This window comes from Streptomyces sp. So13.3 (assembly GCF_005860785.2).
Classification (GTDB): domain Bacteria; phylum Actinomycetota; class Actinomycetes; order Streptomycetales; family Streptomycetaceae; genus Actinacidiphila; species Actinacidiphila fildesensis.
Map to the genome: position 1 here is coordinate 3,845,469 of NZ_CP048835.1, position 24,552 is coordinate 3,870,020.

At 71.4% G+C, this 24,552-nt stretch carries 22 protein-coding genes and 1 pseudogene; 14 read left to right on the top strand and 9 right to left on the bottom strand.

Going from position 1 to position 24,552, the window contains the following annotated elements:
• Positions 1 to 72: 72 nt before the first annotated feature.
• Positions 73 to 747 (top strand): class I SAM-dependent methyltransferase, encoded by a 675-nt coding sequence (locus C8250_RS17410; RefSeq protein WP_203218435.1) that lies wholly within the window; start codon positions 73 to 75, stop codon positions 745 to 747.
• Positions 748 to 1,405: 658 nt separating this feature from the next.
• Here the strand turns inward: C8250_RS17410 and C8250_RS17415 are convergent.
• From C8250_RS17415 to C8250_RS17425, 3 genes are read right to left on the bottom strand one after another with little or no spacing between them, the layout of a single operon-like run.
• Positions 1,406 to 1,606: a DUF397 domain-containing protein gene (locus tag C8250_RS17415; RefSeq protein WP_138357661.1), complete on the bottom strand. Its 201-nt coding sequence runs from the start codon at positions 1,604 to 1,606 to the stop codon at positions 1,406 to 1,408.
• A gap of 9 nt (positions 1,607 to 1,615) precedes the next feature.
• Positions 1,616 to 1,822: a DUF397 domain-containing protein gene (locus C8250_RS17420; protein WP_187144880.1), complete on the bottom strand. Its 207-nt coding sequence runs from the start codon at positions 1,820 to 1,822 to the stop codon at positions 1,616 to 1,618.
• Positions 1,823 to 1,832: 10 nt separating this feature from the next.
• Complete coding sequence (locus C8250_RS17425) at positions 1,833 to 2,684, bottom strand: helix-turn-helix transcriptional regulator (RefSeq protein ID WP_187144881.1); 852 nt, start codon at positions 2,682 to 2,684, stop codon at positions 1,833 to 1,835.
• A gap of 263 nt (positions 2,685 to 2,947) precedes the next feature.
• Between C8250_RS17425 and C8250_RS17430 the strand changes: the two genes are divergently transcribed.
• On the top strand, positions 2,948 to 3,346 hold the full coding sequence (locus C8250_RS17430; protein WP_346268802.1) for an ATP-binding protein: 399 nt from the start codon (positions 2,948 to 2,950) through the stop codon (positions 3,344 to 3,346).
• Here the strand turns inward: C8250_RS17430 and C8250_RS17435 are convergent.
• Both C8250_RS17435 and C8250_RS17440 read right to left on the bottom strand, forming a co-directional pair.
• Positions 3,232 to 4,188, bottom strand: coding sequence for an EamA family transporter (locus tag C8250_RS17435; protein ID WP_138357664.1), 957 nt, complete (start codon positions 4,186 to 4,188; stop codon positions 3,232 to 3,234). The genes C8250_RS17430 and C8250_RS17435 overlap by 115 nt on opposite strands.
• 219 nt (positions 4,189 to 4,407) lie before the next feature.
• Positions 4,408 to 5,703 (bottom strand): MFS transporter, encoded by a 1,296-nt coding sequence (locus C8250_RS17440; RefSeq protein ID WP_138357665.1) that lies wholly within the window; start codon positions 5,701 to 5,703, stop codon positions 4,408 to 4,410.
• 116 nt (positions 5,704 to 5,819) lie between these two features.
• On the opposite strand from C8250_RS17440, the gene C8250_RS17445 reads away from it, so the two are divergent.
• Positions 5,820 to 6,374, top strand: a complete 555-nt coding sequence (locus tag C8250_RS17445; protein WP_138357666.1) for a MarR family winged helix-turn-helix transcriptional regulator — start codon at positions 5,820 to 5,822, stop codon at positions 6,372 to 6,374.
• Between the two features lie 45 nt (positions 6,375 to 6,419).
• Here C8250_RS17445 and C8250_RS17450 read toward each other — a convergent pair whose 3' ends face one another.
• The 3 genes from C8250_RS17450 to C8250_RS17460 all read right to left on the bottom strand — a co-directional run bounded on the left by C8250_RS17450 (position 6,420) and on the right by C8250_RS17460 (position 10,349).
• Complete coding sequence (locus C8250_RS17450; protein WP_138357667.1) at positions 6,420 to 6,668, bottom strand: hypothetical protein; 249 nt, start codon at positions 6,666 to 6,668, stop codon at positions 6,420 to 6,422.
• Between the two features lie 116 nt (positions 6,669 to 6,784).
• Entirely contained in the window at positions 6,785 to 8,851 is a 2,067-nt protein-coding gene (gene malQ / locus C8250_RS17455) for a 4-alpha-glucanotransferase (protein WP_138357668.1), read from the bottom strand.
• A 91-nt stretch (positions 8,852 to 8,942) separates the two neighbouring features.
• Positions 8,943 to 10,349: an amidase gene (locus tag C8250_RS17460; protein ID WP_187144882.1), complete on the bottom strand. Its 1,407-nt coding sequence runs from the start codon at positions 10,347 to 10,349 to the stop codon at positions 8,943 to 8,945.
• 422 nt (positions 10,350 to 10,771) lie between these two features.
• On the opposite strand from C8250_RS17460, the pseudogene C8250_RS43550 reads away from it, so the two are divergent.
• Positions 10,772 to 11,311: pseudogene (locus tag C8250_RS43550) on the top strand (discoidin domain-containing protein); the annotation flags it as partial.
• Between the two features lie 145 nt (positions 11,312 to 11,456).
• Here C8250_RS43550 and C8250_RS17470 read toward each other — a convergent pair.
• Entirely contained in the window at positions 11,457 to 11,993 is a 537-nt protein-coding gene (locus tag C8250_RS17470; RefSeq protein WP_138355113.1) for an HNH endonuclease, read from the bottom strand.
• Positions 11,994 to 12,226: 233 nt separating this feature from the next.
• On the opposite strand from C8250_RS17470, the gene C8250_RS17475 reads away from it, so the two are divergent.
• From C8250_RS17475 to C8250_RS17520, 10 genes are all read left to right on the top strand, one after another.
• The gene (locus C8250_RS17475) at positions 12,227 to 13,294 is read left to right on the top strand and encodes a mechanosensitive ion channel family protein (RefSeq protein WP_138355112.1); all 1,068 of its coding nucleotides are present in this window, start codon (positions 12,227 to 12,229) and stop codon (positions 13,292 to 13,294) included.
• A gap of 200 nt (positions 13,295 to 13,494) precedes the next feature.
• On the top strand, positions 13,495 to 14,733 hold the full coding sequence (locus C8250_RS17480) for an ROK family transcriptional regulator (protein ID WP_138355111.1): 1,239 nt from the start codon (positions 13,495 to 13,497) through the stop codon (positions 14,731 to 14,733).
• A 157-nt stretch (positions 14,734 to 14,890) separates the two neighbouring features.
• Positions 14,891 to 16,219 (top strand): extracellular solute-binding protein, encoded by a 1,329-nt coding sequence (locus C8250_RS17485; protein ID WP_138355110.1) that lies wholly within the window; start codon positions 14,891 to 14,893, stop codon positions 16,217 to 16,219.
• Positions 16,219 to 17,166 carry a sugar ABC transporter permease gene (locus C8250_RS17490; RefSeq protein ID WP_138355109.1) on the top strand — a complete coding sequence of 316 codons (948 nt, stop codon included), beginning with the start codon at positions 16,219 to 16,221 and terminating at the stop codon, positions 17,164 to 17,166. The genes C8250_RS17485 and C8250_RS17490 overlap by 1 nt, the downstream gene beginning before the upstream one ends.
• A 5-nt stretch (positions 17,167 to 17,171) precedes the next feature.
• Positions 17,172 to 18,077 carry a carbohydrate ABC transporter permease gene (locus tag C8250_RS17495; RefSeq protein WP_138355108.1) on the top strand — a complete coding sequence of 302 codons (906 nt, stop codon included), beginning with the start codon at positions 17,172 to 17,174 and terminating at the stop codon, positions 18,075 to 18,077.
• Complete coding sequence (locus C8250_RS17500; RefSeq protein WP_138355107.1) at positions 18,074 to 19,336, top strand: 6-phospho-beta-glucosidase; 1,263 nt, start codon at positions 18,074 to 18,076, stop codon at positions 19,334 to 19,336. The genes C8250_RS17495 and C8250_RS17500 overlap by 4 nt, the downstream gene beginning before the upstream one ends.
• The gene (locus C8250_RS17505; protein WP_138355106.1) at positions 19,327 to 20,325 is read left to right on the top strand and encodes a BadF/BadG/BcrA/BcrD ATPase family protein; all 999 of its coding nucleotides are present in this window, start codon (positions 19,327 to 19,329) and stop codon (positions 20,323 to 20,325) included. The genes C8250_RS17500 and C8250_RS17505 overlap by 10 nt, the downstream gene beginning before the upstream one ends.
• 245 nt (positions 20,326 to 20,570) lie before the next feature.
• On the top strand, positions 20,571 to 22,031 hold the full coding sequence (locus C8250_RS17510; protein ID WP_244809177.1) for a hypothetical protein: 1,461 nt from the start codon (positions 20,571 to 20,573) through the stop codon (positions 22,029 to 22,031).
• Positions 22,032 to 22,069: 38 nt separating this feature from the next.
• Positions 22,070 to 23,077 (top strand): glutamate ABC transporter substrate-binding protein, encoded by a 1,008-nt coding sequence (locus C8250_RS17515; RefSeq protein WP_138355104.1) that lies wholly within the window; start codon positions 22,070 to 22,072, stop codon positions 23,075 to 23,077.
• An 89-nt stretch (positions 23,078 to 23,166) separates the two neighbouring features.
• Positions 23,167 to 24,486 carry a hypothetical protein gene (locus C8250_RS17520; RefSeq protein WP_138355103.1) on the top strand — a complete coding sequence of 440 codons (1,320 nt, stop codon included), beginning with the start codon at positions 23,167 to 23,169 and terminating at the stop codon, positions 24,484 to 24,486.
• Positions 24,487 to 24,552 lie beyond the last annotated feature (66 nt).

The following is a 24,552-nucleotide window of genomic DNA, read 5'->3' on the forward strand; positions in this document are numbered from 1 at the left end:
CCCACTGTCACCCCGGCCAACCGATCAGGTCCATCGAATGTTTCTGACGAATACGTTCAGTAGACCTAAACAATGCACCACTCCCCCTCCGGTGCCATCCTGGAAGAGGACGCGGAGGTCGTGATGGGAATCTATGGCGAACAGGTCGTGCCGCGGATCATCAACTTCGCGTGCGGGATGAAGGTGGCCGTGCCGCTGCGACAGCGGGTCTGCGAGGGCCTGGAGGGCGAAGTCATAGAGATCGGATTCGGCACGGGGCACAACGTTCCCTACTACCCGGCGACCGTCACCGGCGTGACCGCGATCGAGCCCTCCGACGTCGGCTGGCGGCTCGCCGCGGACCGGGTCAGGGCGGCAACGGTCCCGGTACGCCGCGCCGGCCTGGACGGCCAGTCCCTGCCCTTCGCCGACGACAGCTTCGACGCCGCCCTCTCCACCTGGACCCTGTGCACCATCCCCGACGCCGACGCCGCCCTGCGCGAGGTCCGCCGCGTCCTCAAGCCCGGCGGAACCCTGCACTTCGTCGAACACGGGCTGGCTCCGGAGACGGACGAGAACGTCCGCCGCTGGCAACGCCGCCTGGAGCCGATGAACAAACGCCTCCTCGGCGGCTGCCACCTCACCCGCCCGACCGTCGAGATGCTGACGACCGCCGGTTTCACCATCAGAGAAGTCGACACCTTCTACGAAGAAGGCGCCCCCAAACCCATGGGCGCCGCCGCACTGGGTGTGGCGGTGGCGCCGTAGCGGGCGCGGCCTGCGGCAACGGGTTCGACCTCTTGCGGTCATGTGGTGGCTGGGGCCAGAGCAGTACGGAGTGGTTTTCTGCGTCGCTTCGCGCCTTGACCGGGCGGAGGGGGAGGCCCCGGCGCTGCGCGCCTGCCAGTGAGTCCGACCCGCTGCGCGGCCCGGCGTCGCGCAGGGAATCCGGTCCGCTGCGCTCCCCGGCGCGAAGTGAGGCCGGTCCGCTTCGCTCTCCGGGCGGGGCACGCTCCCGCGCCCGGTGGGTGGGGGCGTACCCCCTGGCCGCCCGCAAAGGATCAGTCCGTGTGGGCGGAGTTCCGCCATCTTGAGTTCTGGCCGTCGTTAGTGATCCACGTCTGCCGGTAGACCGCCCCACACGTCCCGTTGGACATCACTCGTCACACCCGCCCCACATTCCGGCTTGGAGAGCGGTTCAAGCTCCGCCCCTGCCCAAGAGCACCACCCGCAGGGCACCCCGGCCCCAACTACCCCACCACCCGGCAAGGGGAGCGCAGCGGACCGCCCCCACTCCGCTCCGGGGCGCGCAGCGAACCCGGCCCCACTGGCAGGCGCGCAGCGCCGGGGCCCTCCCCTCCGCCCGGTCAAGGCGCGAAGCGACGCAGAAGGGCACTTCGCACTGCTCTGACCCCAGCCACCAGGTTCACCGCAGGATGTCGAACGCTCCGGCCCTGACATCCCGCAGGAACGCGCGGAGCGCGGCAGGGGTTGTGGTGACGATGACGCCGGGATCGTCGCTCTCCCGGAGGAGGACCGCGCCGGCTAGGGACGCGAGCTCGACGCAGCTGTTGCCCTCATCGGCGCCGGAGAAGGACGACTTCTGCCAGGCGAGCTGGTCGATCATGAGGACCCCTCAGGTGAGCAGGAGATCGTCGAAGGCCCCATCCTTGAGCGCGTCGAGGAAGGCGCCGACGGCCGCCGGGTTGGTGGTGACGATGACCCGGGGATCGTCGCTTTCACGAAGGAGGACCGCGCCGGCTAGGGGCGCTAGCTCTACGCAGTTGTTGCCTTCGTCGGCACCGGAGAAGGACGACTTCCGCCAGGCTGGCTGGGCTACCACAGGGATCCCCTCACATCTCTTGGACGATTGCGCGGATTCTCTGCCTCGACAACTCCGTGCTGAGTGCGGCTTGTTCCATGGCGGCGAGCAACGCTCGATACTTGGCCAGCTGTGCCTCAGCGTCAAGAAACCCGCTGCCGATGACGGCATCAACCTGCACTGTGTCCATCTGCGGGATCGGGCCGCACGCGTAGAACATCGACTGTGCGGATCCACTGAGTTCGTCAGCATCGAAGGGGATGAGGCGGACGGTGATGTTCGAGCGCTCAGCCATCTCGGCGAGGTAGCTGAGCTGGGCGCGCATGATCTCGCGGCTCCCGTAGCGGATGCGGAGGGCTGCTTCATGAATGATCAGCTCGAACTCCTTGAGCGCGGCCTGATCGAGGACTTCTCGCCGTCGCATACGAAAATCCACGCGTAGGTCGATTTCGGCGGGAGGGAGTTCCGCCACGCCACCGGCGAACACCGCCCGAGCATAGGCCTCGGTCTGCAGCAGGCCTGGCATGTAGAGCATTTGAACCGTGTGCATACGCGTCGCGTGATGTTCCAGTTCGGCCAGATCGAGGAACCCGGCGGCCAGGGAGTCCCGGTACTCCTCCCACCAACCCTTCCCGCGCTCCTCCGCCATCGCCACCAGCGCTTCGACCAGAGCCTGATCCGTAGCCGAGTAGTGCGCGGCGAGCTGGCGGACTCGGGTGCCGCTGACGCCGTAGCGGCCCGACTCGATGTGGCTGATCTGGATCTGGTTGCCGCCGAGGGTGGAACCCGCCTCGCGGCCCGTCATACCGGCGCGCTCGCGGAGCTTGCGGAGCTCCGCGCCCAGGCGCTGCTGGCGGGCGGTGGGGAAGCTCCTCGGTGGCATCGCTGACCCTTCCGGTCCGATCAGTGCGGAGTGCAGCGTAACTCTGTCACGGGCGCACTCGTGGGGGCGAAATTCACGTACCAGACTTGTGCCGTAACGAAGTTGGGCCCTACCGTCGGTAACGACCCACCCACTTCAGGGAGTTGAAGGCTCTCAGCTGCCCAGTCGAACCCGACGCCACGGGAGACCCTCATGATCGCTGCACTCGCCCCCAAGGCTGACCCCGGCTGGAGTTACTCCCTCCAGTTACCGAACAACCTGCGCTGCGCGGGCGTTGCCGCGTCGCTCTGCGGGCGATGCTCGCCGCCCATGGGCGGCCGGAGCTGACCGAAGTCGCCGAGCTGCTGGCGTCCGAGCTCGTCGGGAACGCGCTCGAGTACTCCGACGGAGTCGTGACGCTGCGCGTGCACTGGCGGGAAGAGACGCTCCGGCTCGCCGTATTCGACGACTCGGCCGAGCCACCGGTGTACGAGGCGGTGGACCCGGCCGAGTCGGAGAGAGGGCGAGGGATGCATCTGGTGCGGGAGCTGGCGGAGGACTGGGGGTACTACCTGGTCGGCGAGGAGATCCTCGGTGTCTCCGGGAAGCTGGTCTGGTGCGACATCGGCACGGAGACCAGCACCGGCACCGACGCCGGCACCGGCGCCACCCGCCGCTGGTAGTGCAACTGTCCCAGCGGCGTTCCGGTGAACGCGATGGCCATGCCGAGGAGTTGGACGGGAGTCAGGGACTGGTCCAGGATCGCCCAGCCGATGGCGGCGGCGGAGAGCGGGCTCAGGAAGCCGAGGAGGGAGACCGAGGTTGCGGGGAGGCGGCCGATGCCGCGGAACCAGAGCCAGTACGCGGCGGCGGTGTTGGCGACGGCCAGGTACGCGTAGCCGGTGACGGCGCGGGCGTCGAGGGCGGGCGGGAGGCCCTCGACGAGGAGGGCGACCGGGGCGATCAGCAGGCCGCCGGCGGTGAGCTGCCAGCCGGTGAAGGCGAGCGGGCCGACGCCTTCCGGGCGTCCCCAGCGCTTGGTCAGGACGGTCCCGGCCGACATGCTCGCGGAGCCGGCGACGCCGGCGAGCAGGCCGAGGGCGTCGAATCCGGCACCGGCCCGCAGGACGACAAGGCTGACGCCGACCGCCCCGATGACCGCGGCCGTGAGCGTACGGGCGCTGGGGCGTTCGCTGAGCAGGGCCGCCGCGAGGCCTGCCACGAACAGCGGGCCCACCGAGCCGACGACGGAGGCGACGCCGCCGGGCAGCCGGTAGGCGGCGAGGAACAGCAGCGGGAAGAAGGCGCCGATGTTGAGGGTGCCGAGCACCGCCGACTTCCACCACCAGGCCCCGCGCGGCAGCGCCCGGGTGGCGGCGAGCAGTACAAGCCCGGCGGGCAGCGCCCGCATCAGCCCGGCGAACAGCGGGCGGTCCGGCGGAAGGAGCTGGGTGGTGACCGCGTAGGTGGAGCCCCAGGCCAGCGGGGCGAGGGCGGTGAGGGCGATGGTGGAGAGACGGGACATCTGCGGACTCCTCACAGGAACAGTGGTCACAGCGGTCACAAGGGCAGGGGCCGCGAGAACGAAAGCCGGGCGACGACCAGGCGATGAAGCGGTCAGGCGAGCGGGCAAGCGGGCGGGCGAGCGGACGACCGGACCGTCAGCCGAACAGGCGATCTGACGGGCGGGCCATCAGGCGAGCGGGCCATCAGGCGAAAAGGCGATCAGGCGAACCCGCAGCGATCAGGCGGCCGGCACAAGGTCCGGCTTCGGGGAGGCGGCCACCGGGCGCGGGGCCGCCGGGTGGACAGCGTCCGATGCCAGGTGCGGCTCCAGCCGCACCAGGAGGAGCGCCGCGCCGAGCGTGGTGCCGATGAGCAGCAGCCACGGGAGCCGGCCGTCGACGGCCATCAGGCCGGTGAAGAGCGACGGGGCGATGGCCCGCACCAGCTGCCAGGAGAACTGGTAGGCGGCCATGTACCGGCCGCGTACCGCGTCCGGGGCGGCGGCGATGGCCAAGGCGCCGGCCGACGGGTTGTGCACCATCTCGCCGATGGTGTGCACCGTGATGATCACGGCGAGGCCGGCGCCGATCGCCCAGCCGGCCTGCGGGCGCACCGTGCCGAGCACGATCTGTCCGGCGAAGGCCACCGCGAAGAGCACCGCGCCGAGCGCCGCGGACCGGTTGCGGCGGGCGCCGCGGCGGCGGACGAAGGACGCGACCAGGACGCCGCCCGCGGCGCACAGCACGGTGTTGACGGTGAAGGCGGCGCCGGTCAGGGACTCGGGGCCGTGCAGCCAGGTGGAGATGTAGAGCGGGTACAGGACGGGCAGCGCGGTGTAGCCCAGGGCGATGAGGAAGTTGGCCGCGGTCAGACCGAGGAACGGGCGGTCACGGAGCACCAGCCGGTAGCCGGCCTTCTGACGGGCGACGGCGGCCGCGTCCCTGACCACCATGACCGGGCGCACCCGCCACATCAGCAGCGCCGAGAGGATGAAGCTGGCCGCGTTGAGCCAGGCCGCCGCGGTGAAGCCGGCGTCGCCGCCGAAGCCGACGACGAGCGAGGCGAGCAGCGCGCCGGCGCCCATCCCGCCGTTGCTGAGCGCCCGGGAGGCGGCCTGCAGCCGGTCCCGGTCGGCGCCGCGGGCGATCTCGCCGAGGAAGGACTGCTGGACGGCGGGGAAGGCGCCGTCGCCGATGATCGTGACCAGGGCGACGACGGCGAAGGCGGGCACCGACTGCGCGAACGGGTAGAGCGCGAAGCCCAGCCCCCGCACCCCGAAGAGCACCAGCTGGACGCGGCGCGCCCCGAAGCGGTCGACGGCGGTGCCGGCCAGCGGCAGCGTGGTGAGCCCGATGAGCCCGGCCACCGTGAGCACCGCGCCGACGGCGGCGAACGACAGGCCCGTGACGTGGTGGAAGAAGATCAGGGTGAAGGGGAGGTACATCCCGGAGCCGACCGCGTTGACGGTCATCGCGGCGAGCATGGACCGCTCGCCGGGTATCCGTGAAGTGCGTGTTCGCGAGGTGCTGGCCATGTCCGCTCCTGGGATCGTCGCCCGAAGTAGCTCGGTGATAAGTAGCTTACTCCTAAGCGACTTACCGTCAAGCTACTTTCTTGCCAGCGACTGTTCTTCGTCCGATACTGATGTGTATGACCACCCCGGCCCCGGACTCCCCGGACCTCCCCGACGCCCCGGACCCCGCGAACACCCCGGATCCGGATCCCCTGGACAGGATCACCGCGCAGTGGAACGAGGTCCGCCCCGACCTCGACACCGTGCCGATGGCGATCTTCGGCCGCATCTACCGCATCGCGCGGGCGGTCGGCGACCGGATGGAGAAGGAGTACGGGCGCTTCGGCATCAGCCGCGGCGAGTTCGACGTACTGGCGACGCTGCGCAGGGCCGGTGAGCCGCACACCCTGTCACCGCGCGAGCTCTCCTCGACGCTGCTGCTCACCACCGGCGGCATGACGGGACGGCTGGACAAGCTGGAGCGCGCCGGCCTCGTCGAGCGCAGCCCGGACCCGCACGACCGGCGCGGCCTGCGGGTCACCCTCACCGAACGCGGCCTCACGCTGCTGCACGAGGCGGTGGGCGCCGGGCTCGCCGTGCAGAAGGCGGCTCTCGGCGCGATGGACGACGAGCAGGCGGCGCAGCTCTCCGGTCTGCTGCGGCAGCTGCTCAGCTCGTCGGAACAGCACTGAGCCCCCTGCCGCGCATGCGGTCAGGGGGCCAGCAGGAGAAAGGCGTCAGCCGCGCTCTTGCTGCTGCTTACGGGTCTTGTCGGTCGCCATCACCACGCCGGCGATGATCGCGAACAGCGCGATCGGCGCGAGCACGAAGAGGCCGAGGGTCTGTACGACACTCAGGCCGGAACCCGGGTCGTCGCCGTCGTCGCGGGAGACCGCGAACGCGGGGGACGACATCAGCAGCATCAGCGTCGTCCCGGCGGTGATGACCCCGGCGCGCACGGCCTTCTTGTTGAGCTTCTTGTCCACGCCCTCAATGTAGTGAACGACCTCCGGGCCCGCACGCCCGGGGTGTCCTTATGGGGGTCCTTGCCCATGTCTTTACGCGCCCATGTCCCTGCGACCTGCGGCAACGGCAGACAGCGTTACTCAGGTCCGGTCTCCGGACCGGCCGCCAGCGCGGCCCGTACCTCGTCCAGCAGCGCGTGCAGCCGCGGCGATCCGGCCAGCTGCTCCAGCGTGACCGGCCGGCCCGCCGCGTCGGCCACCGGCAGCCGCCAGTTCGGGTACTGGTCCCAGGTGCCCGGCAGGTTCTGCGGGCGGCGGTCGCCGACCGCGTCCGGCAGCCAGACGCCGACCATCGCCGCCGGGGTGCGCGCCAGGAACCGGTGGACGGCCTTGACGACGGCCTCCTCGTCGGCCGCCCCCTCCGGCAGCAGCCCCAGCCGGCCGAGCAGCGCGATCCACTCCGCGACCTCCGCCGCGTCCTCCGCCTGCTCCTCGGCCAGCGGCCGGGTCAGCAGCCCCAGCCGGTAGCGCAGCTCGACGTGCTCGCCCGTCAGCCGGGCGGCCGTGCTGGGCAGATCGTGCGTGGTGACGGTGGCCAGACAGGCCGGCCGCCACGCCTCCGGCGCCAGCGGCTTGCCGTCCCCGTCGTGGTTCCGCTCGAACCACAGCACCGACGTGCCGAGGATGCCGCGGTCGGACAGCTCCTCCCTGACCCCGTTCTCCACCGTCCCCAGGTCCTCGCCGATCACCACCGCGCCCGCCCGGTGCGCCTCCAGGGCGAGCACTCCGAGCATCGCCTCCGCGTCGTACCGGACATAGGCGCCCTCGGTCGGCGGCCGGCCCTCCGGCACCCACCACAGCCGGAACAACCCCATCACATGGTCGATCCGCAGCGCCCCCGCATGCCGCAGCAGCCGGCTCAGCAGATCCCGGTACGGGGTGTACCCGGTGGCCGCCAGCGCGTCCGGCCGCCAGGGCGGCAGGCCCCAGTCCTGGCCGCGCGAGTTGAACGCGTCCGGCGGTGCGCCCACCGACATGCCCCGCGCCAGCGCGTCCTGCATCGCCCATGCGTCCGAACCCGACGGATGCACCCCGACGGCCAGGTCGTGCACGATCCCGATCGGCATCCCGGCGGCGCGCGCCGCCGCCTGTGCCGCGCCCAGCTGATCATCCGTCAGCCAGGTGAGCCAGCAGTAGAAGTCCACCCGGTCGAGCAGCTCGCTGCGTGCCCGCGCGACCTGCGGGGACCGCGGATCGCGCAGCCCGGCGGGCCACGCGTGCCAGTCCGGACCGTGCACCTCCGCGAGCGCGCACCAGGTGGCGTGATCGTCCAGCGACTGTCCCTGCTCGGCCAGGAAGTCGGCGTACCCGGCCCGGCGCCCCGGCTGCAGCGGCACCTTCCGCACCAGCCCCAGCGCCTCCAGCTTCAGCTCCCACACCGCGTCCCGGTCGATCAGCGCGTCCTTGTACAGCACGCCCGCCCGCAGCGCCGCCGCCCGGCCGGCCAGCTCCACGGCCTGCACCCGGTCGTCCGGCGCCAGATACGCGTACTCCGGGATGTCCTCGACCCGCAGATACACCGGATCGGGGAACCGCCGGGACGACGGACGGTACGGCGAGGGATCCGTCGGCCGCCCCGGCACCGCGATGTGCAGCGGATTGATCTGCAGGAACCCGGCCCCCAGCGCCCGCCCCGACCAGGCCGCCAGATCCGCGAGATCGCCGAGATCGCCCATCCCCCAGGAGCGCTCCGACAGCGTCGAGTAGAGCTGCGCCATGAAGCCGAACGTGCGCCCCGGCGGACCCGGCAGCCGCTCGGGCGCGATCACCAGATCGGCCCGCGCCGTCCGCCCGTCCAGCGCGGTCGCCCGCACCACGTGCCGGCCGAGCGGAATCCGCTCCCAGTCACCGGCGTCGAACACCTCGCCCGACTCCGCCTCGATCAGCACCCGGGTCCCCTCGGGGAGCCCGAGCGGCAGCGGCCGGCCGGTCCGCACCACCGTGCACGGAGGCAGCAGCCGCTGCCGGTCGCGGTGCTCGTACGCGGCCAGCGCGTCCCGCACCGCCTGCGGCGTCGAGGCGTCCACCCCCAGCGCGGCCAGCACGGCCACCACCGTCTCCTCCGGCACCCGGACCTCCCGGTCGGGCCCAGGGCGGTACGTCGTGTCCACGCCGTGCAGCGCGGCCAGCCGCTCCCGGTCCATCGGGCCTCCAAGATCACAGTGCGGGGTGGGGGTCACCCCAGCCTTACCCCACCGGACACCCCGTCAGACGCCGCCACCCCGCCGGGCAGCGCTACCAAACCACCGGCCGCCGCTCCCGCCACGGCGCCGCCGCCTCCACCTGGGCCGCGAGCGCCAGCAGCGGGCCCTCCGCACCGTGCGCCGCGCCGAGCATCATCCCGACCGGCAGCCCGCCGTCCGTCCACTCCACCGGCAGCGAGACCGCCGGCAGCCCCGCGATGTTCCACGCGCCCGTGAACGGCGTGAACGCGTACTGCGCCGCGAAATCCGCCGCCGGATCCGCGTCGTCGCGCAACGCCCCCACCGGCTGCGGCAACTGGGCCAGCGTCGGCGTCAGCACCGCGTCGAACGGCGCCACCGCCGCCGCGAACTTCCGCCCCACCGCCTGCATCGCCCCCAGCGCCGTCGCGAACCGCTCCCCCGAAGCCATCCGGCCGCGCTCCCGCAGCCACCGCGTCAACGGCATCAACTCGCCCTCCCGCTCCGCGGGAACCGGCGCCAGCAGCGCCATCACCTCCCACACCGGATCGAACGACCCGTGGTCCCCGGGCCCGAGCGGCTGCTCGACGTCCACCACCTCGTGGCCCAGCCCCGCCAGCAGCGCCGACGTCCGCTCGTACGCCGCCAGCACCACCGGATCCACCGGCACATCGACATCGGGCCGCGCCCACCGCCCGATCCGCAACCGCCGCGGCTCCCGCTCGCACCACTCCAGGAACGACGTCCCCGACGCCGCCAGCGGCACCGGATCCCCGGGCACCGGCCCCGCCATCACATCCAGCAGCGCCGCGGTGTCCCGCACGTTCCGCGCGATCGGCCCCGTCTCCGCCAGCCCCGTCACATCCCCGTACGGCGCCGGGCTCACCCGCCCCCGGCTCGGCTTCAGCCCCACCACCCCGCAGCAGCTCGCCGGGATGCGGATCGACCCCCCGCCGTCGCTCCCGTGCGCGGCGGGCGCCAGCCCGGCGGCCACGGCGGCCGCCGCTCCCCCGCTCGACCCGCCGGCCATCAGCGCCGTGTCGTACGGGCTCCTCGCCGGAGGGGCCACCCGGCCCTCGGTGTACGCCGGCAGCCCGAACTCGGGCGTGTTCGTCTTCCCGAGCAGCACGGTCCCGGCGGCCCGCAGCAGATCCCCGACGTGCGTCCCCGACTCGGCGACCTGGTCCGCGAACACCGCCGACCCCGCCGTCCACCGCACCCCCGCCACCGGCGTCAGATCCTTCACCGGCACCGGTACCCCCAACAACGGCGGCAGCACCCCACCCTCCGCCAACCGCCGCTCCGCCCGCCGCGCGTCCTCGAGCGCACGCTCGGGCGTCACGGTCACATACGCCCCGACGGCATCGTTCAGCCGGTCGATCCGCCCGAGGTAATGCCGCGCCAACTCCGTTGGCGAGAGAATCCTGTCCCGGACCGCGGCGGCCTGCTGCAGCATCGTCAACTCATGAGGTTCGCCCATCCGGGCAGGTTAGTTCGGTACCGGCGGAAGCACGGGTACGCCGGCCCGTGCGAGCCGCTTCCGCCTACGGCGGGCTGTTCCACCCACCCGCCCTCTTCGCCTCACGGCGGGGCTCGGCCGCCCCGGGACGGCCGTTGCGCCACACGCCCCGGGGGGGTGGTGCGGGTACGCGGGCGCCAGCGGCACCGTTGCGCCTGCGGCGGGCTTTTCCCCACCCACCCGCCCCGTCTACGCCTACCGGCGGTGCCGAAAGGGCGGCGCCCGCGTACTCCGGGCCACGGAGGTCAGCGAGCCGGTGGGCCGACGGGCTGGGGGTGACCGGAGGGGGCGGTGGTAGGGCGCTTTACGCCTACCGGCGGGGGGGGGGCGGCGCCCGCGTGGAGGTGCCCGCCTCCGTCGTGGTGCGGCGCGGCGCGGCCCCGGTCGTGCCGGTGCGCGTGTCGGTGCCGCCGGGTTCCGCGCCGGGCGGGTACTCCATCCCGGTGCGTTTCACGGTGGACGGCCGTTCGGCCGAGCAGTGGATCACCGTACGGGCCCGCCCGCGGACCGGCGGCCCGGACCTGGTCAGGGGCGCGCGGGCGATGTCCTCCGGGGACGAGACCCCGGACTTCCCGGCCGCGGCGATCGCCGACGGCGACCCGGAAACCCGCTGGTCATCGCCGGTACAGGACGATGCCTGGGTCCAGCTCGAGCTGACCGCGCCGGCCCGGGTGGGCCGGGTGCTGCTGCACTGGCAGGACGCGTACGCCGCCCGCTACGAGGTGCGGACCTCGGCCGATGGGGTGACATCGCACACCGCGGCGACCGTGCGCGACGGCAAAGGCGGTACCGAGTCGGTCCGCCTGGACGACGCGTCCGCCCCCCGGGCGGGGGCGAAGTTCCCGCGGGTCCACGGCGTGCAGCGCGCGACGAAGTACAGCTACAGCCCGTTCGGGGTGGAGGCCTACGCCGTCCTGCCGTGACCAGCCCACGCGAGACGGGCGCCCGACGACCGGGGGCCGACGACCACGACGCAGCAAGGTGCCGGCCGGGCCGAGCCCGGTCGGCACCACCACCGCCGAAACAACCAGCCTCGCATCCGCCTCCGCAGACACGAAAGCCCGGATATCAGGCAGAGATGCCGTCAATCCGGGCCAGGGCGTCGTCCGCGCCGAATGGTTGCAGGTACGGCAGCCAGCGCGGGTCTCTGTGTCCCGTTCCGATGATCCGCCAGGCCAGGCCCGCCGGTGGTGCGGGTGTATGGCGCAGCCGCCACCCCAGCTCCGCGACATGGCGGTCCGCCTTGACGTGGTTGCAGCGTCTGCACGCGGCGACGACGTTCTCCCAGGCGTGCTGACCGCCGCGGCTGCGCGGGATGACGTGGTCGACGCTGGTTGCGGCGGCTCCGCAGTACGCGCACTTGCCGCCGTCGCGGGCGAAGAGTGCCCTACGGGTCAGCGGGACGGTGCCTCGAAAGGGGACTCGCACAAATTTGGTGAGTTTGACGACACTGGGCGCCGGAAGAGCGCAGGACTCGCTGTGCAGATAGGCGCCGGTTTCCTCGAGGCACACGGCCTTCTTGTTCAGTACGAGGACAAGCGCACGGCGGAGCGGTACGACGCCGAGCGGCTCGTACGACGCGTTGAGGACCAGGACATGCGGCACGGGTGCCTCCTTATACGCCGGCGGCGCGTGGCTCGCGCCGGGACGATCTGCCCTCAGTCTCTCCGGAAGCCGGGTGGCGGCGCCACCATGACCAGGTAACGGACTCAGGGTGTTTTCGACCACACTCCTTTACTTCCCCACCTTTCGGGCTGTTGGCCCTCGAACATGGCAACGAGGCATATCCGTTAGCCCGTTAGTGTGGAGGGTCTGTCCCACAACGGAGGTTTTCCACCGTGTCCACCCCCGCACCGTCCCCGAGTGCTCCTGCAACCAGCTTCGACGACGCCCAGAAATCCGCGACCGAGGCCGCGGGCTGGGTCGAGGCCAACTGGGCGGACTGGCTCGGCGCGGGCCTGAGAATTCTGCTGATCATCGTCATCGCGCTGGTGCTGCGCGGTCTGGTCCGGCGGACCATCAGCAAGCTGATCGACCGCATGAACCGGGGCGTGGAAGTCGCGCAGGGCACCACCCTGGGCGGGCTGCTGGTCGTCAACGCGGAGCGGCGCAAGCAGCGCAGCGAGGCCATCGGGTCGGTGCTGCGCAGCATCGCCTCGTTCACCATCCTGGGCACCGCGGCGCTGACCGTGCTGTCGGTGCTGCAGATCAACCTGGCGCCGCTGCTGGCGAGCGCCGGGGTCGCGGGTGTCGCGATCGGTTTCGGTGCCAGGAACCTGGTGACGGACTTCCTGTCCGGCGTTTTCATGATCCTTGAGGACCAGTACGGCGTGGGTGACGTCATCGACGCCGGGGTGGCCAGCGGCACGGTGATCGAGGTCGGGCTGCGGGTGACGAAGCTGCGCGGCGACAACGGTGAGATCTGGTACGTCCGCAACGGCGAGGTCAAGCGGATCGGCAACCTGAGCCAGGGCTGGGCGACGGCCGTGGTGGATGTGCAGGTCGGCTACGCGCAGGATCTGGACCGGGCACGCGCGGTGATCGAGGCCGCCGCCGAGGACATGGCGAAGACCGATCCGTGGGACGAGGCGCTGTGGGAGCCGGTGCAGGTGCTGGGCCTGGAGTCGGTGAGCGCGGACTCGGTGGTGATCCAGGCGCAGGCCAGGACGATGCCGGGCAAGGCCACGGCGGTCGCGCGGGAGCTTCGCTGGCGGATCAAGCGGGCCTTCGACGAGGCGGGCATCACGATCGTCGGCGGGACCCCGACCGCGGCCGTGGACGACACGGGTGTGCCGGCCGACCCGATGGTGGCGGTGGCGGCCCCTTCGGCGCACTCCAACCCGGATTCACCGCAGGCGCTGGCGGCCCGTCCGGTGCCCTCACAGGGGGCGGAAGGCGCCAAGTAGCCAGGCGCCCCTTGGGTCTCCTCCTTTCGGCGGTCTTGACAACTGCCGCCTCCGGCCTCTGGCGCACTGCGCCGGAGGCCGCTTTCATGGAGGTAACGCTTTGGTCGACCTGTGGCCGAGCCCCCTTGACGCTCCGCCGAAAGCGGGCCTACCTTTCGTTTCACCAATAGGAAAGTTTCCTAACAGTGAACTGAGGGAGGATGGCGCGCATGGCTGGCACCCCTGGAACCCCGCGCGTACTGCGCGCCATGAACGACCGCGCGGCGCTCGATCTCCTGCTGGAGCACGGGCCCCTGTCGCGAACCCGGATCGGTAAGCTCACCGGCCTCTCCAAGCCGACCGCCTCCCAGCTGCTGGCGCGGCTCGAAGCGGCCGGACTGGTACTGGCGACCGGCACCACGGCCGGCCGGCCCGGGCCCAACGCCCAGCTGTACTCGGTGAACCCGGCCGCGGCGCATGTCGCGGGGCTGGACGTGACACCGATACGGATCAAGGCAGCCGTCGCGGACATCACCGGCCGTACCGTCGGCGAGTTCGAGCTGCCGACCCCGGGCCGCCGCGCGCAGGGCACCGTCGAGCAGGTCGTACAGGCGGTGGACGAGGCGGCCAAGGCCGCCGGGCTGAACCGCTCGGACCTGCACCGGGTCGTGATCGGCACGCCCGGCGCCTTCGACCCGAGCACCGGCCGGCTGCGCTACGCCAGCCATCTCCCGGGCTGGCACTCCACCACGCTGCTCGACGAACTGGCCGCCGCGCTCGCCGTACCGCTGGAGTACGACAACGACGTGAATCTCGCCGCGGTCGCCGAGCAGCGGGTCGGCGCCGCCCGTGACCACGAGGACTTCGTCCTGCTGTGGAACGAGGAGGGCATCGGCGCCGCCATCGTCATCGGCGGCCGGCTGCACCGCGGCTGGACCGGCGGCGCCGGCGAGGTCGGCTTCCTGCCGGTGCCGGGCACGCCCCTCGTACGGCACGTGACCAAGGCCAACAACGGCGGCTTCCAGGAACTGGCCGGCTGCGACGCGGTAGTGCGCGTCGCGCGGGAACTCGGCCTCACCCCGGTCAGCGGGGCCCCGCTCGCGGATCTGGCCGCCACGCTGCTCGCCGAGGCGGTGCGGTCCGCGGAGACGGCCGAACGCGACGGCACCCCGGACACCGGGCCGCACGCCGAGCTGCTGGCGCGGATCGCCACCGGGCTGGCCACCGGCCTGGCCTCGATGGTCGCCGTCCTCGACCCGGAACTCATCGTCCTCACCGGCAGCGTGATCGTCGCCGGCGGGGAGCACCTCCGTGCCCTCATCCAGGCCGAACTGGCGGAACTCGCCGTGCCCAGGCCCCGGTTGGTGATCGGTGCGGTGCAGGAACACCCCGTCCTGTGCGGGGCGCTGCAGAGCGCCCTCGCCACCACACGCGACGAGGTGTTCGACACCTCGCGCTGACCCCCGCTCCCCCGCCGACCACCCCTCGACACACCACACCCCGCACCCACACACCACAGCGTCACCGTTCCGGACCGGCCCCGACAGCCGGCCCGTTGGCTCCGCACACCCTTCGCCCGCCCGTCAACGACCCCTCTCATCCCCCGGAGGAAGCGCAGTGTCCCGTACCAAGAAGGTGGCCGCCGCCGTCGCGGCCACGGCCGCGATAACGCTGTTCGCGAGCGCCTGTACCAGCCAGAGCACCACCCAGGCGAACGATGACGCCACCAAGGACGTCACCATCACCTTCTGGCACGGGTGGACCGCTCCCAACGAGCTCAAGGCGATCAACGACAACGTCGCCCGCTTCGAGAAGGCGCACCCGAACATCCACGTCAAGGTGCAGGCCAACATCACCGACGACAAGATCAACCAGGCGGTGCGGGCCGGCGGCGCCACCGCCCCCGACGTCGTGTCGTCCTTCACCACCGACAACGTCGGCAAGTTCTGCTCCTCGGGCGCGTTCGCCGACCTGGCGCCGTTCCTGAAGAAGGACAACATCGACCCGGCGAAGGTCTTCCCGAAGCCGATGCTCGAGTACACCCAGTTCCAGGGCAAGCGCTGCACGCTGCCGCTGCTCGGCGACGTCTACGCCCTCTACTACAGCCAGAAGGCCTTCAGGGAGGCCGGCATCGCCGGCCCGCCGAAGACCCTGTCGGAGTTCAAGGCCGACGCGGTGAAGCTGACGAAGTCCAGCGGTGCCTCGTACTCCCAGCTGGGCTTCATGCCCAACTTCCACGGCTACGAGTCCACTCCCGGCCACTTCGCCGCCCAGTGGGGCGCCAAGTACTTCGACGCCAGTGGCAAGGCCCAGCTCGCCAAGGACAAGGGCTTCGCGGAGATGCTCACCTGGCAGCGGGACATGGTGAAGTCCCTCGGCGGCTTCGACAAGCTGGAGAAGTACCGCAACACCTTCGGTGACGAGTTCGGTGCCAAGAACCCGCTGCACACCGGCCAGGTCGCGATGGGCATCGACGGCGAGTGGCGGCTGGGCATGGCCAAGGAAGCCAACGCGACCTCCGACCTCGCCGTGGCGCCGTTCCCGGTCCCGGACGACCAGGCCGACACCTACGGCCGCGGCTACCTCTCCGGCACCATCGTCGGCGTCGCCAACACCAGCTCGAAGAAGAACGCCTCGTGGGAGCTGGTCAAGTTCATGACCACCGACACCCAGGCCGTCGTGTCGTTCGCCAACGCCATCCACAACGTGCCGTCGACGTTCGAGGCGCAGAAGTCCCCCGAGCTGACCGGTGTCCCGAAGGTCTTCCTCGACATCGCCCAGAACCAGTACAGCAACACCACCCCGGCCAGCCTCAACGGCGGCGCCTACCAGGTGACGCTGCAGGACTTCGGATACGCCTTCGAGTCCGGTAAGAAGACGGATGTCCAGGCCGGTCTGCAGGGTGTCGACGCTCAGGTCGACAAGGACATCGCGCAGGCCAAGTGATGACAACCATCCATCCCCTGCTCAAGGCGAAGCGCAGGAAATCGACCCTCCGCACCCTCGGCTTCCTCTCGCCGTGGCTGATCGGCTTCACCGTCTTCTTCGTCTACCCGCTGCTGTCGACCGTCTACTTCTCCTTCATGCAGTACGACGGGTTCAATCCCCCGACGTTCGCGGGATTCAAGAACTGGTCGTACGTCTTCAACGACTACCCCCTGTTCTGGCCGTCGCTGCGGAACACCCTGTGGCTGGTCATCGTCATGGTGACGCTGCGAGTGGTCTTCGGACTCGGCATCGGTCTGCTGATCACCAAGATCAAGACCGGCGCGGGCTTCTTCCGCACGGCGTTCTACCTGCCCTACCTGGCCCCGCCGGTCGCCGCCACCATGGCGTTCGTCTTCCTGCTCAACCCGGGCACCGGACCGGTCAACCACATCCTGGACTCGGTGGGCATCCCGACCACGGGCTGGTTCACCGATCCGGCGTGGTCCAAGCCGGCGCTGACCATCCTGGCCGTGTGGGGCATCGGTGACCTCATGGTCATCTTCATGGCCGCGCTGCTCGACGTACCGAAGGACCAGTACGAGGCGGCCGAGCTGGACGGCGCGGGCGCGTGGGCTCGGTTCCGCTTCGTCACGTTGCCCAACATCTCGCCGATCATCATGTTCGCGGTGGTCACCGGCGTCATCCAGACCATGCAGTACTACACACAGCCACTGGTCGCGGGGAAGATCGCGTCCGGCATCATCGGCAACTCGGGCCAGCAGCTCGAGCCCGGTTACCCGGACAAGTCGACCCTGACCCTGCCCCAGCTCGTGTACAACCTGGGCTTCCAGCGCTTCGACTACGGCTCCGCCTGCGTGATCGCGCTGGTGCTCTTCGTCCTGGCGATGGCGTTCACGGCGCTGCTCATGCGACGCCGCAACGGCTTCCTGTCGGCGGAGGACTGATCACCATGACCCACGCAACTCTCGCCCCGCCGGCCCAGGCGCCGGCCCCGCACGCCACCGCGGTGGCGGCCAGACGGACCGCGAAGCGCAAGGACGTACTGCACTGGATCGCGGTGCACTCGCTCGGCCTCGCGGCGGCGCTGTTCTTCGTCCTGCCGTTCGTCTTCGTCTTCCTGACGGCCGTGATGAGCGACAACCAGGCGCTCAGCCGCGACCTGTGGCCGCACGACTGGCAGTGGAGCAACTTCCGGCAGGTCTGGGACACCCCGGGCTTCCTCACCTGGTGGCGCAACACCCTGGTGTACGCGGTGTCCGGCACGGTGCTGACCGTCGTGTCCAGCCTGCCCGTCGCCTACGCGCTCGCGAAGTTCCGCTTCCGCGGCCGCAATCTGGTGATGGTGCTGGTCATCTCGACGATGATGCTGCCGCCCCAGGTCATCATCATTCCGATGTACCTGTTCTGGACCCGGCAGCTGGGCATGGACGGGACGCTCTACCCGCTCATCATCCCGATGGCGTTCGGTGACGCGTTCACCATCTTCCTGCTGCGGCAGTTCCTGCTGACGATCCCGAAGGAGTACACGGAGGCCGCCAAGGTCGACGGCTGCGGCGAGCTGCGCACGCTCCTCACCGTGATCGTGCCGATGATCAAGCCGGCGATCGCCGCCGTGGGGCTGTTCCAGTTCTTCTACTGCTGGAACGACTACTTCGGCCCGCAGATCTACGCCAGCTCCAACTCGGCCGCCTGGACCCTCAGCTACGGCCTGGAATCGTTCAAGGGCGCCCACCACACCAACTGGAATCTCACGATGGCCGCCACCGTTCTGGTGATGGCTCCCGTGATCGTGGTCTTCTTCTTCGCCCAAAAGGCCTTCATCGAAGGCGTGACCCTGACTGGAGTCAAGGGATGAAACTGGCAGTTGTCGGCGGTGGCTCGACCTACACCCCCGAACTCATCGACGGTTTCGCGCGGTTGCGCGACACGCTGCCGATCGAGGAGCTGGTGCTGGTCGACCCGGCCGCCGAGCGCCTCGAACTCGTCGGCGGACTCGCCCGGCGGATCTTCGCCAAGCAGGGACATCCCGGAAAGGTCACCACCACCGCGAACCTGGAGGCCGGCGTCGCCGGCGCCGACGCGGTACTGCTGCAGCTGCGCATCGGCGGACAGGCCGCGCGCAACCAGGACGAGACCTGGCCGCTGGAGTGCGGCTGCGTCGGCCAGGAGACCACCGGGGCCGGCGGTCTCGCCAAGGCGCTGCGCACCGTCCCGGTCGTGCTCGACATCGCCGAGCGGGTCCGCAGGGCGGCGCCCGACGCCTGGATCATCGACTTCACCAACCCGGTCGGCATCGTGACCCGCGCCCTGCTGCAGGCCGGCCACAAGGCCGTCGGGCTGTGCAACGTCGCGATCGGCTTCCAGCGGAAGTTCGCCGCCTTCCTCGACGTGGCCCCCGACGCCGTCCACCTGGACCACGTCGGCCTCAACCACCTCACCTGGGAGCGCGGGGTGCGCCTCGGCGGCCCCACCGGCGAGGACCTGCTGCCCAAGCTGCTCGCCGAGCACGGCGACGCCATCGCCGAGGACCTCCGCCTGCCGCGGGTGATCCTGGACCGGCTCGGCGTCGTCCCCTCGTACTACCTGCGGTACTTCTACGCGCACGACGAGGTGGTGCGCGAGCAGAAGATCAAGCCGTCGCGGGCCTCCGAGGTCGCGGCGATGGAGAAGCAGCTGCTGGAGATGTACGGCGACCCGACGCTGGACGAGAAGCCGGAGCTGCTCTCGAAGCGCGGCGGCGCCTTCTACTCCGAGGCGGCGGTGGCCCTGGCCTCCTCCCTGCTGCGGAACACCGGCGACATCCAGGTCGTGAACACGTACAACAACGGGACCCTGCCGTTCCTCCCGGACGACGCGGTGATCGAGGTACCGGCGACGGTGGACGGCTCCGGCACCAAGCCGCTGCCCGTCGCCCCGCTGGACCCGCTGTACGCGGGCCTGATCGCCAACGTCACCGCCTACGAGGACCTCGCCCTGGAGGCCGCGATCCACGGCGGCCGGGACCGGGTGTTCAAGGCACTGCTGTCGCACCCGCTCATCGGCCAGTACGAGTACGCCGAAGCGCTGACCGACAGTCTCGTCGCGCACAACCGGGAGCACCTCGCGTGGGCCTGAACGAACCGCTCGTGCCGGGTGGCGTCCTCGCCATCGACGCGGGCAACAGCAAGACCGACGTGGCGATCGTGGCCGCCGACGGGACGGTGCTCGGCACCGCCCGCGGCGGCGGCTTCCAGCCGCCGGTCGTCGGTGTCGACGCGGCCGTCGCGGCCCTGGCGGCCATCGTCGGCCGGGCCGCCGCCGAGGCCGGCCTGACCCTCGGCGAGCGCCCGCTGACCGAGCACACCTCGGCCTGTCTGGCCAACGCCGACCTGCCCGTGGAGGAACAGCAGCTCGAACTGGCCGTGCACGCGCAGGGCTGGAGCCTGAGCACCCGGGTCGCCAACGACACGTTCGCGATACTGCGCGCGGGCGTCGACGAGCCGCGCGGCGTCGCGGTGGTGTGCGGCGCGGGCATCAACTGCGTCGGCATGCTGCCGGACGGCCGGACGGCCCGCTTCCCGGCGATCGGCAAGATATCCGGCGACTGGGGAGGCGGATCGGGTCTGGCGGAGGAGGCCCTGTTCCATGCCGCACGGGCCGAGGACGGCCGCGGCGGCCCCACCGAACTGGCCGTCTCGCTGCCCGCGCACTTCGGCCTCACCTCGATGTACGCGCTGATCGAGGCGCTGCACCTGGAGCACATCCCGCCGTCCCGCAAGTACGAGCTGACGCCCGTGCTGTTCCGCACCGCGGACGGGGGCGATCCGGTGGCCCGGAAGATCGTCAGCCGGCAGGCCGACGAGATCGTCGCGCTGGCGAGCGTGGCGCTGGGGCGGCTCGGACTGCTCGACGAGGAGGCCGACGTGGTGCTCGGCGGCGGTGTCATGGCGGCCGGGAATCCGACCCTGATGGACGCCATCACGGAGCGCCTCACCGCCCGCGCGCCGAAGGCCGTCACCCGTGTGGTGAGCGCCGCCCCGGTGCTGGGCGCGGCGCTTCTCGGCCTGGACCACGTCGCCGCGGAACCCGCGGTGCACGCCAGGCTGCGCGCGCACTACGCGTAGTGCCGTACCCGAACGCCGGACGGGCCCGTTCCACGGGCCCGTCCGGCTTTTCACGGGTGCCCCCGGAACCGGGCGCGGGTCCCGGGCGTGATGGGATACGGGTGAAGTTCGTACGGCAGGGCCGCATAGCGGGCAGTTCGCGCAAGATCCACGCAATCCCTAGGTGGATGACACCGCGTACGGCCATACTGCTGGCCAAGAGCTTGACTGCCGTGCGCAGGGGAGTTGTTCCGGGGGAGGGTTCAGTGACACAAACGCCGACGGGGAGCGGAATCCCGGCCGCGCAGGGCTATGGTGCCCCGCCCGCGCCGCGCGTTCCCCAGCCGCCCGCGAGGCCGCCGGCCGTACCGCCGCCCCCGCCGCCACGGCGGCGGGCCTGGAGCGAGGGCGCGGACCGGCTGCGGGCCGCCGCGACGACCGAGCCCGGCCGGCTGCGGATCATCGGCGCGGTACTGGCCGTGCTGGTCGTGGCGTTCGGGGCGGTGACGGCGTGGCAGATCACCGACCGCGCGTCGGCGGCGAGCGACGTGGTCAACCACAGCGCCCCGCTGAGCGCCAAGGCCGCCGAGATCTACCGGTCGCTGGCGGACGCGGACACCACCGCCTCCGGCGGCTTCCTCATCGGCGGCCAGCAGCCGAAGTCCGTCACGGACCGGTACGACAACGACCTGCGGACGGCGTCGAAGCTGATCGCCGAGGCGGCCGGGAACGCCCAGGGGTCCGCGACGACCCTGGAGCAGATCTCGCTGCTCAACCAGCAGCTCAAGGGGTACACCGAAGAGGTGGCGCGGGCCGGCGTCAACAACCGGCAGGGCTTCCCCGTCGGTGGCGCCCATCTGCGGTACGCCAACGAGCTGATGCGCCAGGACGGCGGCCTGTTGGACACCGCCGACAAGCTGTACAAGGCCGAGACGGCCCGGCTCGGCGAGGACTACGGCTCCGCCAAGGCGCTGCCGTGGCTCGCCTGGTCCCTCGGAGCGATCGCGCTCGGCGCCCTGCTGTGGGCCCAGCGCCGCTCGTACCGGCGCACCAACCGCGTCTTCAACCAGGGGATGCTGGCCGCCAGCGCGGCCTCGGTGGTGGTGCTGCTGTGGGCGGTGGTCGGCCACACGGTCGCCGCCTCCCAGCTCGACACGTCGTACGACCACGGGGCGAAGTCGCTGCAGGTGCTCAACAGCGCCCGGATCGGCGTGCTGCAGGCCCGCGGCGACGAGAACCTGACGCTGGTCGCCCGCGGCTCCGGCGCCTCGTACGAGACCAACTTCCAGGGCGGCATGTCGACCCTGGCCGGCAAGGACCCCAAGGGCGTCGGCGGCGAGATGGCGCAGGCCCTGGCGCTCGCGGACGACGAGGCGGGCCGCAGCCCGGTCAACGACGCGATCAAGGGCGTACAGGCCTGGCGGGGCCGGCACACCGCGGCCCGCGCCAGCGACAACGAGGGCAACTACGCGGACGCCGTCGCTCAGGTGATCGGCGGCAAGAACCAACAGGGCGAGGTGGTCACCGCGACCACCGGCCAGTGCTTCGACGTGGTGGACGCCAGCCTGCGCAAGGCCGTCGACCATGAGCAGCAGGAATTCGTACAGGCCGCGAACGACGGCCGCGGGGCGCTGACCGGGCTTCCGGCGGGTGCCGCGCTGCTGGCCGTGCTGGCCGCGGCCGGCGCCGCGCTCGGCATCGGACGCCGGCTGTCGGAGTACCGGTGACCGGGGTGACCGGCCAGGCCGGTGGAGGGAAGCGGACCATGCGCGAGGACACGCCACGGACGCGGCGGACGCGCCGCAGTTGGCGCGGCTGGGGCGGAGTCGCGGGGATGGCGGCCGCCTGCGCGCTGGTCGTCACCGCGGTGGCGGTCCCGCTGCGCGGTGCCGGCGCGGCGGACGGCGCGCGGTCGGCGACGCCCGGCGGCGTGCTGAGCGCCAAGTACGCCTCCACGGACGACACCTGCGACCACCCGGAGGCCAGCGGTCAGCGGCCGTCGACGGTGGACGGTGACGCCGTGCGGCGGATCAAGGAGCACGGCAAGCTCATCGTCGGCGTGGACCAGAACAGCTATCTGTGGGGCTTCCGCGATCCGGCCACCGGCCAGATCACCGGCTTCGACATCGACCTGGTGCGCGCCATAGCCAAGGACATCCTCGGCGACCCGGAGAAGGTCCAGTTCCTGACGGTGCCGACCGACCAGCGCATCCCGATGATCAAGGCAGGGAAGGTGGACATGGTGGTGCGCACCATGACCATCAACTGCTCACGGCTGAAGGACGTGGCGTTCTCCACCGCGTACTTCGAGGCCGGGCAGCAGCTGCTCGTGCCGCTGCAGGGCACCCCCATCACCGGCTTGGACACCTCCCTCAACGGCCGGACGGTCTGCACCGCGAAGGGCTCCACGGGCGAGACCAAGCTCAAGGAGGACTCGCACGGCGCCAAGGTCGTCCTCGTACCGAACCAGCTGGACTGCCTCGTGCGGCTGCAGCTGAACCTGGTGGACGCGGTGTTCACCGACAACGCGCTGGCGGCCGGCCAGGCCGCGCAGGACCCCTCGGTCCACCTCATCGGCCAGAAGGTCACCACGGAGCCGTACGGGGTGGCCATGAACCTCAGGGACACCGATCTGGTGGCCCGCGTCAACAAGGTGCTGGAGGATTACCGCAGCGGTGGCGTCAACAGCCCCTGGATGCAGGCGTACCGTCATTGGCTGGCCGCCAAGCTGCCGGATGTGACCGGACCGCCCGCACCGCTCTACAAGAACTGAACCACCTGGCCCCCGGGGCCGGAACACCAGGGCCGACCAGCAGGACTGAGCTCCGCACACGACGTGCCGGTTACGGGAAAGAAGGTTCGATGGCGGAGGGGGCACCTCCCGGCCGGAGGTCGGTGGAGGGACCGTCCGGGCCGGTGATGGGCCGGGAGGAGGTCGACCGTGCCCTGGCGCGGATCGGCGCGGACCACGAGGCGATCGAGTCCTCGCTGCTCGCCCTCCAGGACCACTCCGGCCGCCGGCTGCTCGAAGGCGCCGAGCTGGCTGGTGTCACCAAGGAGCGCTGGGCCGAGACGGATTCGGCGATCACCCTGCTGTGGTCGCACTTCGAGGCCTACACCGCTGCCCTGAACTCCGCGCGCGAGCTGCGCGGCCGCCGCCGCTGGCCCACCCAGACCGATCTGAACACGCTCACCGAACTGCTGCGCGGCACCGGCGTCACGGTGTCCGGCGGCGCGGTCCCGGACGCGGCCCGCAGTCTGACCGGCCCCGCCGTGCTCACCGAACGGTTCAGCCTGGAGCAGCTGCTGGACCGGATGAACGGCTGGTACGAGCAGGCCATGGCGATGGTCGCCGGCGCCGACTCCGTCTGGTCCGCGCTGCCCGCCCGTATCGATCTGCTCGCCGCGGACGTGCAACGGGTCCGCTCGCTGGCCCACTCGGTGGGGGTACGCCCCGGCGCCCACCCCTCGGGGGACGAGCTGGAGCGGCTCATCACCGACCTGGCCGCGCTGCGCGCCCAGGTGGTCTCCGACCCGCTGGCGTTCTGGCTGCCGGAGCCGAAGCCGGGCCGCGCGGACACCGCCCGCTACGAGCAGGCCGGCCGCCGGCTGGAGGAGCTGCGCCGTGAGGTCGACGCCGTGCTGCACGTGCGCGACGACGCCGACCAGCGGCTGCTGCACCTGCGGGACGTGCTGTCCCGGGCGGACCGTACGCTCACCGAGGCGCGCAGCGCACGCGTCGAGGTGCTGGCGAAAATAGCGGCGTCGGAGGTCCCGGCGGTCAGCGGCCCGTCGTCCGCGCTGCACGAGCGGCTCGCGGCGGCCGACGACTACCGCAGGACCGGTCAGTGGCACCGGCTGTCCCCGCTGCTGGACGGCCTGGAGCAGCGCGCCGACGAGGAGTTGCTGCGGGCCCGCGACTCCCTGACGGCGGTGACGGCGCCGCTCGCGGTCCGCGCCGAGCTGCGCGGCCGGCTGGACGCCTACCGCGCGAAGGTGGCGCGGCACGGCATGGCGGAGGACCCGCTGCTGATCGAACGGTACGACCAGGCGCGCCGCATGCTGTGGAGCGCGCCCTGCGATCTGCGGGCCGCGGAGTCGACGGTGCTGCGCTACCAGCAGGCGGTGGCCGAGGTGCTCGGGCCGAGGCAGTCGCAACCCGCGGACAGGCGGGAATCCTGATGCGGAACCATCTGCCGGTGGGACCACAGAAGAGGGTTGGATGGAAGAGGGCTGGACGGCTACGGG

Bases quoted from the DNA above. Each gene is read 5' to 3' on its own strand.
- C8250_RS17520 (WP_138355103.1), top strand. From the start codon at position 23,167: ATGGCGGAGGGGGCACCTCCCGGCCGGAGGTCGGTGGAGGGACCGTCC.
- C8250_RS17425 (WP_187144881.1), bottom strand. From the start codon at position 2,684: ATGCCACCGAGGAGCTTCCCCACCGCCCGCCAGCAGCGCCTGGGCGCG.
- malQ (WP_138357668.1), bottom strand. From the start codon at position 8,851: ATGGACCGGGAGCGGCTGGCCGCGCTGCACGGCGTGGACACGACGTAC.
- C8250_RS17410 (WP_203218435.1), top strand. From the start codon at position 73: ATGCACCACTCCCCCTCCGGTGCCATCCTGGAAGAGGACGCGGAGGTC.
- C8250_RS17495 (WP_138355108.1), top strand. From the start codon at position 17,172: ATGACCCACGCAACTCTCGCCCCGCCGGCCCAGGCGCCGGCCCCGCAC.
- C8250_RS17490 (WP_138355109.1), top strand. From the start codon at position 16,219: ATGACAACCATCCATCCCCTGCTCAAGGCGAAGCGCAGGAAATCGACC.
- C8250_RS17515 (WP_138355104.1), top strand. From the start codon at position 22,070: ATGCGCGAGGACACGCCACGGACGCGGCGGACGCGCCGCAGTTGGCGC.
- C8250_RS17415 (WP_138357661.1), bottom strand. From the start codon at position 1,606: ATGATCGACCAGCTCGCCTGGCAGAAGTCGTCCTTCTCCGGCGCCGAT.
- C8250_RS17500 (WP_138355107.1), top strand. From the start codon at position 18,074: ATGAAACTGGCAGTTGTCGGCGGTGGCTCGACCTACACCCCCGAACTC.
- C8250_RS17440 (WP_138357665.1), bottom strand. From the start codon at position 5,703: ATGGCCAGCACCTCGCGAACACGCACTTCACGGATACCCGGCGAGCGG.
- C8250_RS17445 (WP_138357666.1), top strand. From the start codon at position 5,820: ATGACCACCCCGGCCCCGGACTCCCCGGACCTCCCCGACGCCCCGGAC.
- C8250_RS17435 (WP_138357664.1), bottom strand. From the start codon at position 4,188: ATGTCCCGTCTCTCCACCATCGCCCTCACCGCCCTCGCCCCGCTGGCC.
- C8250_RS17480 (WP_138355111.1), top strand. From the start codon at position 13,495: ATGGCGCGCATGGCTGGCACCCCTGGAACCCCGCGCGTACTGCGCGCC.
- C8250_RS17460 (WP_187144882.1), bottom strand. From the start codon at position 10,349: ATGGGCGAACCTCATGAGTTGACGATGCTGCAGCAGGCCGCCGCGGTC.